The following is a 16,837-nucleotide window of genomic DNA, read 5'->3' on the forward strand; positions in this document are numbered from 1 at the left end:
GCCATTCCGGTGCGTGCACTGCTTTTTTTTTGCCAACAAATAAGTAGCTTTACAAACGCTTTCGCAGGGTTACCGGATTTCGGCGCTCAGTAGGAAGCGCTATCATTTAGGTATAACAACTATACAACGCCTGACCGGATTAAAGCTTGATTCCGGGAGGAAGGAAGGACAGGAGCATGATTGGAAAAACCAGTGAACTAAATCCTTTAATGACAGAGAAAAAGAAAGGTTATCCTGTACGGCGTTTATTCAAAGATTGGTCATCCTGGATATTAATTGTACCCACACTGTTTGCCTTTTTCTTTTTTTCCTGGCAGCCGCTCGTGAAGGGCATTGTGCTCTCTTTTTTCAATACTGAGGGTTATAATGCCGTAAGCTTCGCCGGACTGCAGAATTACAAGGACGTTATACAGAACTCGGCGTTTCAACAGACATTGACCAACTCTTTTGTGTATGTGTTCTGGTCACTACTGATCGGTTTTGCCGTACCCATTATTGTCGCTGTCGTGATTAATGAATTGAGACATGGGAAGTCATTTTTTCGCTTTTCGGTCTTTTTTCCGAGTATGGTTCCCGGCATTGCCGCTTCGATGTTATGGATGTTTTTGTTTGAGCCCGGAAAGGGTGGCGTGCTGAATATTATGCTGAGTGCCATGGGATTTCCGGTGCAGCAATGGCTTCAGGATCCGCAAATGACGATAATGCTGATTATCTTCACGATTACCTGGCGAAATTTCGGGGGAACAGTGCTGCTTTATCTGGCAAGTCTACAGAGTATTAATCATGATCTGTACGAAGCAGCCTCGATTGACGGTGCGAATGTATGGCGGAGATTCAAAAGTATCACCATTCCGCAAATCTCTAGCATGATCGGACTGATGATGATTTTGCAGATCAGCGGTGTATTCCAGATCTTCAATGAACCCCTGGTAATGACTGAGGGTGGACCGAACAATGCCTCAATGACCTTGATGCTGCAAAGCTATTATTATGCGTTCCGGAGTTTTGAAGCAGGCCATTCAATGGCGCTCGGGGTTATTACTTTTCTAGTCCTGATGGTGCTTACCATTATTTATTTCCGGCTGGATAAGAAATTGAACAGGGAGTAGAAGCTATGAAAACTAAAGAAGCATATGGCATTATCGGCAATATAGAATACAGATCACCTTGGGTGCGCCTGCTGTATTGGTGCATGTTCATTCTGATGATTGTGCTGGCCGCTGTCTGTATTTTGCCTCCGGTCTGGATTATGGTCTCAAGTCTGAAGGACATCAAAGAGTTTTATGCAATCCCGCCCACCCTGATCCCCCGCTCGTTCAATGTTGGCAAGCTATGGGAGACCTGGCAGGAGTTTAACTTCCTCAGTTATTATCTGAATACGGCTTATCTGGCCGCAGGTTCTGTACTGTTCTGCCTTACTTTTAACGGACTGGCCGGATATTTCTTCTCCAAGCTAAAGCCGCGGGGCAGTGCCCTGCTGTTTGCACTGATCGTGTGGACCATGATGGTGCCGAATACAGTGGGCATGGTGCCGCTGTTTAAGAATCTGATTGATTTTCCGCTGTTGCACTTGAACCTGACCAATACTTACTGGCCGATGTGGTTTATGGCTGCTGTGAATCCGGTGGTAATTCTGATCTTCAAAAACTTTTTCGATACCATCCCACAAGCGCTGCTGGAAGCCGCCAAAATTGACGGAGCGAGCACAATCGGTATTTTTATTCGAGTCATTCTCCCGCTCAGCGGACCAGTTATGGCTACAATTACAATCCTTACGATGAACAGTGTTTGGCAGGACTTCTTCTGGCCCTTTATGGTGCTGAAGGATAAATCGACCTGGTCGGTCATTGTGGCTATTTACAATCTGAAGGCGACATTGCCGCAGGACATACAGTTTATTGCGTTGACTTTTGCGATTCTGCCGCCGATTATCCTGTTTATTTTTTTCCAAAAGTACATTATGAACGGGCAATCCTTCGGCGGCAGTATTAAAGGGTAACATCACCCGATCACAAACCATTTCACAGTTTTGCCCCGTAGGGTGCTGCAGAAGGTGCATGTTAAGATGATTTCAGATTCAAAAAGAAAGCGCTTTACATGTTGCGAAGAATGCTTTAACAATAAGACTAGGGGGAATTACATTGAAAAAAGGACACACCAAGAACCTGACAGCTACACTGGCACTTACGCTGCTTTTTTCTGCCGGACTGGCTGGCTGTGGAGGCGGCTCCAATGAGAAGAATGCCGGAGGAAAGACGGAGACAGCGGGCAATCAACAGGTGACGATCAAGGTCAGTAACTGGCCAAAGCCGAATGAGGAAGCCAAAATCGCCCAGTATGAGCAGGTCATGGCGAAGATGAAAGCCAATTATCCGGAAATTATTGTGGACAAAGATGAATGGGGTTATGATGTCAGCTCATTCCTGCCAAAAGCGGCCAGCGGCCAGCTTCCGACGGTATACGAAACCTTTTTTACAGAAACAAGCAAAATCATCAAGGCAAATTACGCGGCTGACATAACGGATACGATGAAAAAATATGGCTACGACAAGGCGATCAATCCAGATCTGCTGAAAATGGTTACCAAGGACGACAAGTATTATGGGATTCCGAAGGACGGATACGTCATCGGTATGCTCTACAATATGAATCTTTTCAAGGAGGCTGGACTGCTGGACGACAAGGGGATTCCTAAATTTCCTAAAACATATGAAGAGCTAGCAGAAACTGCGCAGATTATTAAACAAAAGACCGGTAAAGCCGGAATGTTCTTGCCTACAAAAAGTGGTCAAGGCGGTTGGATGTTCATGAACATTGCCTGGGCATACGGAGCAGAATTTGAAAAACAGGTAGACGGGAAATGGCAGGCGGTGTTCAATTCGCCGGAAGCAGCAGCGGCCCTGCAATATGTGAAGGACTTAAAATGGAAATATGATGTACTGCCCGACAACAATCTGGTCGATGTTACGAACGATATGTTCCGCTTGTTCGGAACCGATCAGGTCGCTATGAGCTTCGGCACGAATGACTGGTCACCGGTCATCCAGCAACAGACTAAGATGTCCAAGGACAATGTGGCAATGTCCGCGCTTCCAGTAGGACCAATCGGGAAACCTGTAACCCTGCTCGGTGGCGGCCTATATATGTTCTCGCCTAATGTAACACCTGAGCAGATTGATGCCGGATTCAAATGGCTAAAAACCTACGGATTTACACCAGAGTCCTCTGAAGAGGCACTGACCGGTTGGGATATTGAGAAGAAGACACTGAGCGATCAAGGGCTGATCGTAGGGCCTTACGGGCTGCGGATTTGGACTGATGAGAAACGGATTGGAGAAGAACAAAAGATTCTCGACAAATACAACAACGTCAATCTGGATTTGTTCCGTGATTATATGGACAATGGCAGCAAAGGCATGCGGGCGGAAGAACCAGTCAACGCACAGGAATTGTACCAAAAGCTGGATATCGTACTGCAAACCGTACTGACGGACAAGAACGCAGATCCGCAACAGATCTTGGATAGGGCTGCCGAAGAATTCCAACGTGATTATCTCGATAAGGTTAAATAAAACGCAGACCAACGGCGACGTCGTCCTTCTGAAGGGCGGCGATGCCGTTTCTGCGTAGATTGCCTTAACTACTTAAATGAGATAAAGGAGATATGCATAACATGGCAGCAAAAGAATGGGGAGACTGGGGAGCACGCTGGATCTGGCCGCAGGAGGAGCAAGGATCAGCGGATAGGGAACAGCAGCACGAGCGTGCGTACTTTCGCAGAGTGTTCGAACTGCCAGCTGGTATCGGAAAGACCTGCACCCTGGATGTGGCCATTACCGCAGACAGCCGCTACAGGCTGTTCGTCAATGGGCAGCGTTTATGGGCCGGTCCTTGTAAAGGACATGGTCATATACAGTATTATGAAGAATTCAGTCTGGACAATGTTCTACAACCAGGTTTAAATGTGCTTGCTGTTATGGTCGTTCATTATGCAGGGACTACGCCCTTTGAACTGGGTGAAGACGGACCTTTGTCCGTCTGGCGCTCGCAAAAAGGCGGGCTGCTTGTGGAAGCGGCAGTTACACAAGGCGGGCAGCTAGTACAGGAGCTAAATACGGATAGCTCATGGAAAAGTATTAAGGATCGCAGCTATAAGCTCCAGCAGTTTCCGATCATACGCTGGATGGGTGGACTGGAAGAGGTGGAGGGTGTCGAAGCGCTGCTGGATTGGACACTGCCCGAATATGATGACAGTGCCTGGCTTGCTACCGGAATTGTGCAACCGGTGCGGGATGAATATGGCCAATTAACCCCTTGGCAGCTGGCCCGGCGTCCGATTCCGCTGTTGTATGAGCGGGAGCAATTTTTTCTGAAGCTGATGCGCAGCAGTAGCGGGGAAGGGCATGCCTTTTTTGAGGAAGGGCATAGTCTGGAGCTGCGAAATGGAGATGGCGGCGCTTCACCCAACGCAGTACTGCCTTCCGCTGGAATAACAATAGAAGCAGGGCAACATTTTTGGTTGGAGTTGGATGCTGGCGAGCTAACCACAGGGTATTTGCAGCTTAGACTTCTTGGAGGCAAAGGTAGCCGGATTACCCTACTATGCGCTGAGTGTTATGAAGAAGAAACGGGGGATGATGAGATTCGCCGCAAAGCTGTCCGCGATAATACGAAGGAACATGTATTAAGAGGCGGTTACGACAGCTATCACCCGGCAGGTTACGGCATCTCTGCGCGGATGGAAATCTACGAACCGTTCTGGTTCCGTACCTTCCGCTATGTACGGCTGGAAGTGCAGGCTGGTGTCGAGCCTCTAACGATTTCCAGCTTTAGCTATAGGGAGACCGGATATCCACTGCAGCCGGAAGGAAACTTTCACTGCTCCGATGAACAATATAACCAACTATGGGAGCTCAGTATACGAACACTTCAGCGCTGCATGCATGAGACCTACGAGGATACTCCGTATTATGAACAGCTGCAGTATACCATGGATACCAAACTGATGATGGAGTTTACGTACCTATTATCAGGGGACGACCGGTTAGCGCGGAGAGCTATGGAAGATTATAAGGCCTCTCAGCTACCAAACGGGATGCTGCAAAGTCGCTATCCCTCAGTGCTGCCGCAGGTCATTCCTTCCTTCTCCCTATATTGGATCGGAATGATTCATGACCACTACAGATCCTTCGGGGATATGGCCTTGGTGAATCAGTACCGGTTAGCGCTGTTATCTGTGCTGGACTGGTTCGATCAACATCTGACTCCGGAGGGTCTGGTGGACAGAACGCCCCGCCAATATTGGAATTACTTCGATTGGGTGGAGGAATGGCCGCTCGGCGCACCGGATTGTACGGATGATGCACCCGCAACCGTACTGAGCCTGATGTATGCGGCCGCGCTGGAGCAAGCGGCTGAATTGCTTGCAGCCAGCGGTTGGACACAGATTGCTGGTGAACTGCGTCAACGCAAAGCGGCGGTCAACGCTGCGGTAATGGATTGCTGCCGGCTAACGAACAGTCTGCTGTTCCGCGACAGTCCGGAGGCAACTGCGGGAACGCAGCATAGCCAGCACACGCAGGTCTGGGCGGTTTTGGCGGGCACAGTGGATGTTGTAGAAGGGGCGGCACTGCTGGAGTCAACGTTAACAGACACATCACTGGCTAAGCTTTCGTTGCCGATGAGCTACTATCTATTCCGCGCGCTAGAGAAATGCGGAATGTATGACCGCTCGTTCGGACTATGGACACGGTGGTTGAAGCAGTTGGAGCTTAATCTCACTACACTTCCAGAAATAGATTCAACTGGCACCAGAAGTGACTGCCACGCATGGAGCGCACTGCCGATCACTGAGTTCACCAGAGGGATATTGGGTGTCCAACAAGGAATAGAGGGAATAACTATAAAGCCCCACTATGGAGAACTGCGGCAGGCCAGCGGAACCGTAAGTACAAGTATCGGCCCAATAAACATCAAATGGGAGATCCGTTCAGTAACAGGACAGGAGATCTTCCACATGAAAGCTTTTTGGCAAGCCGGATCGGCAATTACAATAATTCTGCCTAATCATGAAGTGCATGAGACAGATGAGGGTTCCTTTTACAAGGAGATCGACATTAGTCACCTTAGCTGTTAGTCTGATTTCAGTTGATTTTGTTTTCATGATTCATACACCGGAGGGGATGGGGAAGTCATATGTTCAGATCGTTCGGCCGCAATATCCGCCTAATCCTGGTGTTGTTCATTACTGTCTATATTGTCGCTTCGAGCTTCATTCTGTACCGTACTATGGAGCATAGAAGCCTTGACATGCTGCGGCAGCTATCCGTTCAGTACACTGGCCAGCAGCATAAGAATACACTTCTGTTCATGAACTGGCTGGAGGAGACCTCGAAGCTTATATCCAACAACCAGGTGGTGCAGAATGCGCTGAAAAAACCAACATATGACGGGGCAATCTCTCCGATACTTGAGGGCATACGTTCTTCCAGTAGTGACATTCTCGGCATTTACATTTGGGGAGAAGCAGGGGGAACTTACTCCTCAAGCAATGTTTCCGGGTTGCTGCCCTTTGCAGAGATCAAAAAAGAACCAGGGATGGAACAATTTCTAAATAACCGAGAGCAGGCTTTGCGCTGGACGGTGCTGAACCGGGAGCATCTAATGAATGCACCTTCGGATCTGCGCGACCGTCTGTTACTTGAAGTAAAAATTCAGGGTTCGATGGGAGACATCCTTGGTCTGCTCTCGCTCGAAGTGGAGATTGACAAGCTTTACAGCTTCTACCTATCTGGCGAGAATACAATCTACGGGGGAAATGAAGTTTACCTACTGACCGGAAACGGGAAGCTATTGAGTGCTGCCGATGTCCCGAAGGAGCGCCTGCAGGAGATCAAAGCAGCACTAGTTACTTCGGAAAAAGCTACCTTGCCTGAGCCTGTGACACAGGGTATCGATCAAAATAGTACAGGCAGAGGTGATGCAGATCTGCTGGAGCGGGAAACGGCTGACGGCCTGATTTTGCTCTATCCACTACCGGAATCGGCAGAGCGGATTGTCACCTATATCTCAGCAGATGGCATGAATGCAGAGCTGCGAACGTTTAAGTATTTAATGCTCGCCCTGAACCTCGTAGTGTTCATAGTGTTCTGGCTGCTGATCTCAGTGCTTAGCGGCAGTATAGTTAATCCACTGAAGCAGTTGTACCTGAAGATTAATTCAACAATGAAAGACTAAGATAAGATGGAGTCTGAATCATGAAAATCGCTAACCGAAATGTATTTCATACATCTAGCGTGGGCAATAAACGGATGAAGTAAGATATAGTTGTATTCAGTACACTTATTATTCGGAAAGTTAGTTGCTTCCAACAGAATTGGAACGTATAGATGTACCAAATACACTTAAACTTCTGCTCGCTGCAAAAAAAGGGTGCTTTAGCTGTATTAAATACAACTAAAGCACCTATAATTCTCGAAAGTATCTTTAATTTGCCACTACTCAGAATAAAACAAGAAATCGTCTTTTTAAGCAAAGTAGAAGTCCCGCCTACCCACTCAAAAAGGATCGATTTCTTTGTTATGTCCGCATTTATAAACTAAATTCGCTAATTGGGCAGTTCCTTCTTCAAGTTGATCGTAACTGTGGTGCCTTGCCCCGGTGTGCTGGAGATACTTAAACCATATTGAGGGCCATATTCCAGTTTAATTCGTTCGTCCACATTTCTTAGTCCATACCCGCTCTGAAACAACACATCTTCCTTGGCTTGGCTAAGCGTCGCACCGTTGGAAAATCCCACCCCGTCATCAGTCACTGTGAAGCGAATCTCATCTGCCACTAATTCGCCTTTAATCCAGATTCGGCCCATCCCGCGTTTCTCGCTGATGCCGTGTTTGATCGCATTCTCTGCAATAGGCTGAAGAATCAGCTTCAGAATGCGAACCTTGCGCAGCGATTCCTCAATCTCGTATTCAATCTCGAACTTATCCGGAAACCTCATTTGCTCAACTGTCACAAAACTCTGCACCAAGCGGATTTCTTCGTCCACGGTCACGAACTTGTCGCCTTTATGCAGGCTGATTCGAAAAAAGGTAGCTAATGAAGAAATCAGCCGTTCGATATCGGGCTGCTTCTTCAGTCGGGCAATCCAGGCAATTGCATCCAGTGTGTTGTAGAGAAAATGGGGATTGATCTGTGATTGAAGTGCGGTCAGCTCAGCTTTCCGTTGCTTTTCTTTCTCCTCATCTTTCTCCAGCATTAATTGGCTGATCCGCTCCACCATCTGATAGTAGCTGTTCTCAAGCTGAAAAATCTCATCAACCTGACCGCGCTGTTCATAAACAGCGGCCAGATCTTTTTTGCCAAACAGGCTCAGCTTCTTCTTCAAGTTCAGCAGTGGACGGGTGATTTTGGCTGCCAGATAGAAGGAAAAAATCAGCAGCACAATAAAGGTAACGCTGGCGAACAAAAGCGCATTTTGATTGCCTTTGGCGATTCCCGAGAGCAGTTTGTGATTGGAAATCACGCTGGTGAATTCCCAGCTGACCCCAAGTGTCTCCAACCGGGGATTCAAAGGATAAGTAGCAATGATGTAGGAATTTCCGTTATCTGACCAGGTACGATAGCCTTCTTTTTTACCTGGGCGAAGAGGGGCGTTTTCCTCCAAAAAATTGCCCAAGAGCCGTTTGTCGGGGTGAGAAATAATCCGATTGTCGGAAGTCAGGAAGGAGTAGCCGATGCCAGTGAAGCTGGAGGAATACAGGTCCGCCAAAGCAGCCTCCCTGACATAAATGATCACGACCCCGATATTTTGTCCAGTATTGAAATTGCGGAACTGCTGGCCGAATGGAATATACGCATTGCCTTCTCCATCCCGTTTGATCTCACCGACAACAGGCATGCTGCTCTCCTGAATGCGTTTGATGAACAGGGCTTCAGGCACTTCCAGCATCTGCTCCTTAGACTGGTAAGAATAAAGCATATTATCGTTGGTGCTGATAATTACATTACCCACCAGGTCGTTCTGGGCCAGCATACCGTCGATGATAGCTCCAATTCGCGATTCCTTGTCAGCTGACGGCAGGGAATCGTTATTGATGATTTGGTAGATATCACTGTTCACCAGAAACCGCAGAAACAACATTTGAATGTCATCGACCATGAGCTCCACGCTAAGCCCAATTTGGCGCTGAGTCTGAACGACATGGCGGTACAGATCCTTTTGCAGGTAGGTATAGGAATAAAAATTGAAAATAACGAGCATCAGCACCAGATGCAGAGACAGTCCTGCTAACAGAACAACAACAATCCGGCTTTTGATCTTGAACCGCCTCATCCAGGAATCCATCCGGTTGGCTAGTCTCCGCTTACCCATAGGTTTTTGCATATTCGCTCGGCGGGATGCCCGTCATTTTTTTGAAGATCTGGCTAAAGTATTTGGAGTCAGTGAAGCCGACCTGATTGCCAACCTCGTACACCCGATACTTCGGATTGCGCAGCATACGTTTGGCCTCCTCGATACGGTATTCCGTCAGACATTCGTAAAAGGTTTTGTTCAGATCTTTACGGAATAGATGCATCAAATGGGTTGGACTGACGAAGACCGCCGCAGCAACCATCTCAACGGTAATGTTTCCGGCATAGTGCTCCCGGATAAAAGCGAGTGCGTCCCTGATTTCACGCCGGCACCGAGCCCCAGCCTCTTCTTCAGCATACAGCACACGTTCAATGCCAGAAAGGGCACGCTGCGCAGCAAGTACAGCCTGCCGGTATGAATCTACGATCCCGTACCATTCTCCCGCAGGTTTACCTATGCCGACGCTTAAGGCCTGGCCGAAGTGCTGTTGGCTCCATTCAGATAGTTGTTTGCCCAATTTTCGTGCAGAATCTCCGGCCAGCTCTGGTTCCCCGGTCCGAAGGATCATAACCCACTCCAGATGGCTGTCCCGGAATAGACACAGTTGCTCAAAAGAATGCGCTTCCAGAATAGTCGCCGCTGCATCCTCCAGCGCTTTGCCTACAGTATTTCCTTGAAGGCCGTTATCAGGAGGAAAGGTAATGGACAGCGGTATGATAGCTTTTCCAGGTTCCAATTGCAGTTCCAGTAATTTTATCTTATTTGAAATAAACTCTTCGTCATGCAGTTGGTCATGCAGCAAATCCTGCCAGAACTGCTTGGAGATCGAGGCCAATTCCTCATTAAGCTGTGAATACCGCTTGGAGAGTTGCTTTTTGCCAAGGATTTCATCCCCGACGCTTCGAACTGTATTTGCAAGTTCTTCTATATTAATGGGCTTTAGCAAATAGGTGGAGGCGCCATAACGCAAAGCAGCCTGCGCATATTGAAATTCGTCATAACCGCTGAGCACGACAATCCCTACGAGCATGTCCTGTTCCCGTATTTTTTCGATGAGCTCAAGACCGTTCATATACGGCATACGAATATCGGTAATGATCACATCTGGACGGTGCAGTAGGGCAAGCTCCAATCCTTCCTCGCCATTGCTGGCTTCTCCTATGATCTCGACGTTGTATTCTGCCCAGTCTATGGTCTGGGTGATGCCCATGCGGACCAGATATTCGTCATCCACTACAAGCGCTTTCAACATTGGCTTCACCTCGAAGTAGTTTCTAATATGTCTTACAGCCATTATAAACATGAAACCTCTTAAAGAGGAGGTATAATTTCTGAGGTTGTCAGGATCGCAAACGATTTCGCAGTATATTCCCCGCTGACTCTGCGCAGTGACTGCCACGTAGCGTATGGATCAAACATTTCAACAGCTTCGCAAACCGTTTCATAGGATTCCATCCTAACTTTTGCCAAATCCACTGTGATAGACTTTAAGCGTAAAAGAGCAGTAAGCGCTTTTATAAACATAGAGAGATCGAAATTGAACGTTGTAGGAGGAGTACACTAGATGCAAGATTCATTTATTCCATTTGGGTTTCAATATTACCGTTCCCCGACCCCCTTCCGTGATCAATGGGAACAAGACCTAAGCAATATTGCCGGACAGGGCTTCAATTGTGTGAAATATTGGGTACAATGGCGCGCGAGTGTGTCCAAAGAAGGGACCTATCATTTCGATGATATTCAGGAGCTAATGGATATTGCGCAGAGGAATGGTTTGAAGGTCATTTTGAATGTAATTTTCGACGTGGCGCCGGCCTGGTTCTATAAAAAATATCCTGATTCCAAAATGGTTACAGCGGACGGTTTCACTCTGGAACCAAGGGCGATTAATTGCCGCCAGATCGGCGGAGCGCCGGGGCCCTGTTATCATCATGCAGCTGCCGCCGAAGAAAAGGCAAAGTTTCTGGCGGAGACGGTGAAGACTTTTAAGGATCATCCGGCGCTCTGGGTCTGGGATTTATGGAATGAGCCTGAACTAACCACAGGAATCAAGCGCAAGCTGTCTTTTGACAACCAGGTGTGTTATTGCGAGCAATCGCTGTGGGTGTTCCAAGAATGGCTAAAAAATAAATATGTTACTTTGGAAGCTCTCAATGAATCATGGCAGCGGACTTACGGAAGCTGGGAGGAAGTAGAGGCACCGCGTGGACAAGGCGTATTTAATGATCTGGTGGACTGGCGCCTGTTCATGTCCGGTACTCTAACGGATGAGCTGCGGAGCCGGGTAGATATAGTGAAGTCACTGGATCTTTTGCATCCTGTTATGGCCCACACTGTGCCCGCCCCTATCTTTAATATGATTACAGCGGGTTCGGACGACTTCAAGCTGGCTGAGCCCTGTGACTTGACAGGCAATAGCCTTGGGTCCTCGGCCTGGTCTGCTGATCTACTGATCTCTGCCGCCAAAGGTAAACCCATTATCAATTCGGAGATTCATGCTTTGCCAGGCAATACTGCAATGAAGCCGCGTCAGCCGGACCTGCGGGAAATGAAACGGCATATTCTGACCCCGCTCGCTCGTGGCATCACGGGATATTTGTTCTGGCAGTACAGACCAGAGATATTGGGACAGGAGGCCCCTGCATGGGGCAGTGTATATTTGGACGGAAGTCCAACCCCATGGTACAAGGATATGGCTCATCTAAATAAGCTGGTGCAAAACAATAAGCAAGAGCTGATGCATGCAAAACGGCGCGGAGACGGGATTGCCATTCTGTTCAGTCCGCAGAACCAGGTTGCTAACTTTGCGGCACATGATCATCTGGACACCTACAACGATTCCTTACAAGGCGCCCATAAACTACTGCATGAGCTCAATTATAAAGTTGAATTTCTGCATGAGACGGATGTTAACGAGAAGACACTGGAGCAATACCACTGCTTGTGGATGCCTTATCCTCTATATTTGAACCGCAAACTGTGTGACATCCTACGCCAGTGGGTGGAAAAGGGCGGGATTTTGATTTCAGAATGCTCGTTCGGAGCACTTCAGGGAGAGAATGGCTGCCACAGCTATACGGTGCCCGGTTATGGATTTGACCAGGTGTTCGGGGTCCGTGAGACTTGGATTCATTCCGCTGAGAACCTGGATCACAGCTATCATCAGGTTGCGTTCGAATCACGGACAGCGATTCCGTTGCGGAATGTTATGGAGCATAGCAAGGCGGAGGAATCGGCAGCAGACGATACGGCGCACGGATCCTATTACAAATCGGATATCGAGCTGGAAAGCCATGTGAAGGTACTGGCTGAATTTGCCGAGGACCGCATGCCTGTGTTGACTACCGCCGCTTATGGCAACGGGCGTGCCGTATGGTTTGGTACCTTGCTTGCGGCTGCCTACTGGCAGGATGGACATCCCGGAACGCTTCAGCTGGTGCGGGATCTATTACAGAAGGAACTAAAGCTGCAGCCGTATGTACAAGCAAGCGGTGGTGTCCGCGCGGATCTCTCCGAGTGGGAAGGTGAGCAGGACCGAGGGGCATTTCTTTATGTTCATAATGAAGGGGATATGGCGGTTAAGGCTGACGTTACGCTGGGTATTGTTTATACTTCTGTCGAACCGTGGTTTGATGATGGCAGCGCTGAAATTCAACCAATGAATCTATTGAAACCCACAACTACAAAACTGACTGTGCGGGTGGAAGCTGGAGATGTTCAAGTATTCCGATTATCTTAACCGGTATCAGTAAAGAGCGGAGAATATAGAGCCGGTGAAAACTGGCTAAAGGAGTGTATCTATTTGGGTTGGTTAGATTATGTAAATCCATTACAGGGGACGGAGTCAGATTTCCGGTATTCACATGGCAATACACTGCCACTTACAGCGATGCCATTTGGTATGGCGGCTTGGTGCCCGCAAACCTATGAAGCAGGTGGAACCTGGTTCTTCCACCCGCGCCATCGCCACCTAGAGGGCATCCGGCTGACCCATCAGCCCAGCCCGTGGATCGGAGATTATGGGCATCTGACCCTGTTGCCGCAGACAGGTCCACTGCTCCTCAGTCCCGGTTCACGTTCTTCTTCCTTCAAAACGGAAGAGATGCAAGTGTTCCCTCACTATTTCGATATGTTTCTTCAACGTTACCGCACCCGGCTGGAGCTGACTCCAACCGAACGTTGTGCAGCGATAAGAATAACTTTCGCTGAGAGGCAGCAGAACAGGCTTATTATAGCACCTCTGAAAGGTGATTCACATCTCACCTTCCAGCCGGATAAACGTAGAATCACCGGCTACACAAGAGGCCATACCGCCGGGGTGCCTGATAATTTCGCGATGTATTTCGTGTTCCAGTTCGATAGGGATTTTCACATGGAGGAGTCGGGAATCTTTAACGGAGATTATCAGCCACTGGAGACCCATGAAGGGACTGGCGAACGACTGGGCGCTTACGTAGGAATAGCTGCACCGGAATCTGGCATAGTGGGAGTGAAGTGCGGGACTTCCTTTATTAGCGGAGAGCAGGCGCTGCTTAATCTGAACCGAGAGATTGGGGAAGACAGCTTCGGAGAGATCTTGAATAGAGCAGAGGCAAGCTGGGAAGAACGGTTGGGGCGCATTGTTGCTGAAAGCGCAGATGAAGAGAACCTCCGCACCTTTTACAGCTGCATGTACCGAATCTGCCTGTTCCCGAGAACGTGGCATGAATATAACGAGCAGAACGAGAAAATCCATTACAGCCCTTTTAATGGCAGCATCTGCCAGGGTCCAATGTATTCGGATATCGGGCTGTGGGATGTATACCGAACCAGCCTTCCTTTATACAGTATCCTATTCCCATCTTTATTGGGTGAGATTATGCAGGCGTGGACATTGGCATACAAGGAGAGCGGCTGGCTGCCAAAGTGGCTGTCACCAGGGGAGCGCAGTGCCATGCCCGGCACACTGATTGATGCCGCAGCTGCGGATGCCGTGGTTAAAGGCATCGGCGGATTTGATACAGAGGTACTGTATGAAGGTCTTCTGAAGCATGCAGATCGTCCATCAGTGGACGAGAAGCTGGGCAGAAGGGGCCTTGAATTGTACTTGCAGCATGGTTATCTGCCGCATGACCGTTTCCATGAAAGTGTAAGCAACACGTTGGATTATGTATACGGAGATTTCTGTATTGCGCAGATGGCCAAAACACTTGGCAAAATGGATGATTATGAGCGTTTTATGGCTCGGGCACAGAATTATAAGCTGCTGTTTGATCCAACAGTTGGGTTTATGAGAGGTCGCAATGAGGACGGTACTTGGCAGGAAGCATTTGATCCTCTGGAGTGGGGTAATCCGTTTTGTGAAGGCGGGGCTTGGCAGGGGAGCTGGGCAGTGCCCCACGACTTCCCGGGACTAGCCGGGCTGATGGGTGGTGAAGAGGCTTTTGTCCAGCGTCTGGATCAGTTGATGACCGAGGAACCGGTATTTAAAGTGGGATCCTATGGTTTGGAAATACACGAAATGTCGGAAATGGCCTCCGCCGATCTGGGGCAGTTTGCCATCAGCAATCAGCCGAGCTTCCACATTCCTTATATATTTGCCAGACTGGGTGTGCTGTCCAAAACGCAATATTGGGTCCGCAAAACCATGACCGAACTGTTCAGCAGCCAGATGGATGGTTTACCCGGCGACGAAGATAACGGCAGCATGGGTGCTTGGTTTATTTGGAGCGCCATCGGCCTGTACCCTTTAAGTCCCGGAATTCCTGAATATGTGCTCGGCAGCCCGCTTTTTGATAAGGTAACTATTCAGCTTGAAAATGGGCAGCAATGGATCATTGAAGCAGAGAACAACAGCCCCGCCAATGTGTACAGCAAATCGGTCCACTGGAACGGATCGCTATGGCAGCACCACTCTCTGTCACATGACGAGATTGTCAAAGGTGGAGTCTTGAATTTCTGTATGTTTTCGGGCGCATATCCGTCTTAAGAACAATGCAAGGCAGTCTGGAAAATTCCGGACTGCCTTTGTTTTTATTAGATGATTTTACAATCAAAAAAATTGAGGAACACACTGAATCAGTGATGATTGCAAATCGACTTTTCTATAAATCACTCCGATCCCGTAATTGCATGGATATCATGCTTGATATACAACAATTTGCTGCTCAATCCCGACAAACGCGCTGAATTCCTGCACATTGTACAACATTCCACGTTCGAATACGTAACTTCTCTATTCTCCGCAGCATTTTTTATGGGGCGAAAACTGGCCTTTACGGTCAAATCGTGAAATGGCAAACCATTTCGCAGCTTTCCCGCCTGTTATTTCAAGGTAAACATGTCTAATATCGAAGAGAATGAAAGCGCTTAACACCAAGGAAGAGAGGAGGAATCAATATATGACTCTAAAACTTCATTCCAAAAGAAATCAGCTAATCGTTATTCTGACCGCTCTGTTAGCAGGAAGCCTGCTGCTGATTGGTGCGAAGAAGTTGCAAGATCCACAAGCAGAAGAAATGCTTCTGACCCTTAACGGGCAGGAGGCCACAGCAGCGGAGTTCAACTGGCATCTTCAAATGAATCGGGCACTGATTGTTGATTATTTTAAACAAACTTACAACGCCGACTATTCAAAAGACTTCTGGTCTGCCTACTATTCCGGCGAAAATCCAATGCAGAAATGGATCAATACAGCTCAAACTCAGCTTTTGACGAAGCGGATGGAGCTACAGCTTGCTCAAGAAGCAGGAGTCGTAACGGATATCAGTTTTGAAGGTTTTCTCAAGGAAATGGAGCGCGAGAATAATCGGCGGAGTCAGGCAGCAGCGAATAAGGAGGTGGTGTATGGTCCTCTTCATCTGGAGGCGCAGGCCTATTTCAGTTATTACATGAGCAACCTTGAGGAAGCCACGATTGAGGCAATGCGCAGTAACGGAAGTATCGTGATTTCAGACGAACAGGTGAAATTGGAATATGCAGCAAATCTAATTGCGAAATATTCTCTGCCGGGAACGATTCGTCTGGAATGGGCAACGCTTCCCTTTGGCCCAGAAACAGAGTACAAAGATCAGCAAAAAGCCTTAGAAAGAATGGAAAAGCTCCATGCAATAGCAACAGCGACAGCAGCAACAGATTCTTCAGGCACAGGCTTCCAAGACCAGGCAAAAGAGTTTGGCGTAAACGTTGGCGAGGTGAAAATAACAAGTGCTTCACGGCGAACAGCAGCTCTGGAAAATCCAAAGGTATTGCTTACCGCAGAGCAACTGGCGCCGGGAGAGATTAGCAGTTTGTTTGCTGAAAATGGGGCTATCCATCTACTTTACTGCCTGTCGGCAGATGATGCAGCTGTTCAGCCGCTCGATCATGTGAAGGATGCCATCGCACTGAATTTGGCGCAGCAGAAGTATAGATCCATTGTGGACGAAAAGCTGTCCGAAGCTGTCGTGGAATGGAATTACCCGATGGCTGAAGGTCTCGCAAACCAAACCATCCAATAAATGT

General features: G+C 48.3%; 10 protein-coding genes. 8 read left to right on the forward strand and 2 right to left on the reverse strand.

What is annotated here, in order from left to right:
* Positions 1-176: 176 nt before the first annotated feature.
* From NSQ91_RS16265 to NSQ91_RS16285, 5 genes are all read left to right on the forward strand, one after another.
* Positions 177-1,109 (forward strand): carbohydrate ABC transporter permease, encoded by a 933-nt coding sequence (locus NSQ91_RS16265; RefSeq protein ID WP_197740348.1) that lies wholly within the window; start codon positions 177-179, stop codon positions 1,107-1,109.
* Between the two features lie 5 nt (positions 1,110-1,114).
* Positions 1,115-1,999: a carbohydrate ABC transporter permease gene (locus NSQ91_RS16270; RefSeq protein WP_051490964.1), complete on the forward strand. Its 885-nt coding sequence runs from the start codon at positions 1,115-1,117 to the stop codon at positions 1,997-1,999.
* Between the two features lie 142 nt (positions 2,000-2,141).
* Positions 2,142-3,572: an ABC transporter substrate-binding protein gene (locus NSQ91_RS16275; RefSeq protein WP_081383668.1), complete on the forward strand. Its 1,431-nt coding sequence runs from the start codon at positions 2,142-2,144 to the stop codon at positions 3,570-3,572.
* A 101-nt stretch (positions 3,573-3,673) separates the two neighbouring features.
* Positions 3,674-6,136, forward strand: coding sequence for an alpha-L-rhamnosidase-related protein (locus NSQ91_RS16280; protein WP_076184643.1), 2,463 nt, complete (start codon positions 3,674-3,676; stop codon positions 6,134-6,136).
* 59 nt (positions 6,137-6,195) lie between these two features.
* The gene (locus NSQ91_RS16285) at positions 6,196-7,236 is read left to right on the forward strand and encodes a cache domain-containing protein (protein ID WP_340918810.1); all 1,041 of its coding nucleotides are present in this window, start codon (positions 6,196-6,198) and stop codon (positions 7,234-7,236) included.
* Between the two features lie 370 nt (positions 7,237-7,606).
* Here the strand turns inward: NSQ91_RS16285 and NSQ91_RS16290 are convergent, their stop codons facing one another.
* Both NSQ91_RS16290 and NSQ91_RS16295 read right to left on the reverse strand, forming a co-directional pair.
* Entirely contained in the window at positions 7,607-9,334 is a 1,728-nt protein-coding gene (locus NSQ91_RS16290; protein WP_162164258.1) for a cache domain-containing sensor histidine kinase, read from the reverse strand.
* Positions 9,335-9,365: 31 nt separating this feature from the next.
* Positions 9,366-10,649, reverse strand: coding sequence for a response regulator (locus tag NSQ91_RS16295; protein ID WP_076303722.1), 1,284 nt, complete (start codon positions 10,647-10,649; stop codon positions 9,366-9,368).
* 270 nt (positions 10,650-10,919) lie between these two features.
* On the opposite strand from NSQ91_RS16295, the gene NSQ91_RS16300 reads away from it, so the two are divergent.
* The 3 genes from NSQ91_RS16300 to NSQ91_RS16310 all read left to right on the forward strand — a co-directional run bounded on the left by NSQ91_RS16300 (position 10,920) and on the right by NSQ91_RS16310 (position 16,833).
* Positions 10,920-13,094 (forward strand): beta-galactosidase, encoded by a 2,175-nt coding sequence (locus NSQ91_RS16300; protein WP_340918814.1) that lies wholly within the window; start codon positions 10,920-10,922, stop codon positions 13,092-13,094.
* A gap of 63 nt (positions 13,095-13,157) precedes the next feature.
* The gene (locus NSQ91_RS16305; protein ID WP_340918817.1) at positions 13,158-15,323 is read left to right on the forward strand and encodes a GH92 family glycosyl hydrolase; all 2,166 of its coding nucleotides are present in this window, start codon (positions 13,158-13,160) and stop codon (positions 15,321-15,323) included.
* A 412-nt stretch (positions 15,324-15,735) separates the two neighbouring features.
* Positions 15,736-16,833, forward strand: a complete 1,098-nt coding sequence (locus NSQ91_RS16310; RefSeq protein ID WP_280752981.1) for a hypothetical protein — start codon at positions 15,736-15,738, stop codon at positions 16,831-16,833.
* The last annotated feature ends 4 nt before the right edge of the window (positions 16,834-16,837 follow it).

Origin of the sequence: Paenibacillus sp. FSL R7-0048 (genome assembly GCF_038004505.1) — a bacterium.
Taxonomy (GTDB): domain Bacteria; phylum Bacillota; class Bacilli; order Paenibacillales; family Paenibacillaceae; genus Paenibacillus_AQ; species Paenibacillus_AQ odorifer.

Excerpts from the sequence above, each read along its gene's own strand:
- NSQ91_RS16265 (WP_197740348.1), top strand. The coding sequence starts at position 177 with ATGATTGGAAAAACCAGTGAACTAAATCCTTTAATGACAGAGAAAAAG.
- NSQ91_RS16300 (WP_340918814.1), top strand. The coding sequence starts at position 10,920 with ATGCAAGATTCATTTATTCCATTTGGGTTTCAATATTACCGTTCCCCG.
- NSQ91_RS16290 (WP_162164258.1), bottom strand. The coding sequence starts at position 9,334 with ATGAGGCGGTTCAAGATCAAAAGCCGGATTGTTGTTGTTCTGTTAGCA.
- NSQ91_RS16310 (WP_280752981.1), top strand. The coding sequence starts at position 15,736 with ATGACTCTAAAACTTCATTCCAAAAGAAATCAGCTAATCGTTATTCTG.
- NSQ91_RS16280 (WP_076184643.1), top strand. The coding sequence starts at position 3,674 with ATGGCAGCAAAAGAATGGGGAGACTGGGGAGCACGCTGGATCTGGCCG.
- NSQ91_RS16270 (WP_051490964.1), top strand. The coding sequence starts at position 1,115 with ATGAAAACTAAAGAAGCATATGGCATTATCGGCAATATAGAATACAGA.
- NSQ91_RS16285 (WP_340918810.1), top strand. The coding sequence starts at position 6,196 with ATGTTCAGATCGTTCGGCCGCAATATCCGCCTAATCCTGGTGTTGTTC.
- NSQ91_RS16295 (WP_076303722.1), bottom strand. The coding sequence starts at position 10,649 with ATGGCTGTAAGACATATTAGAAACTACTTCGAGGTGAAGCCAATGTTG.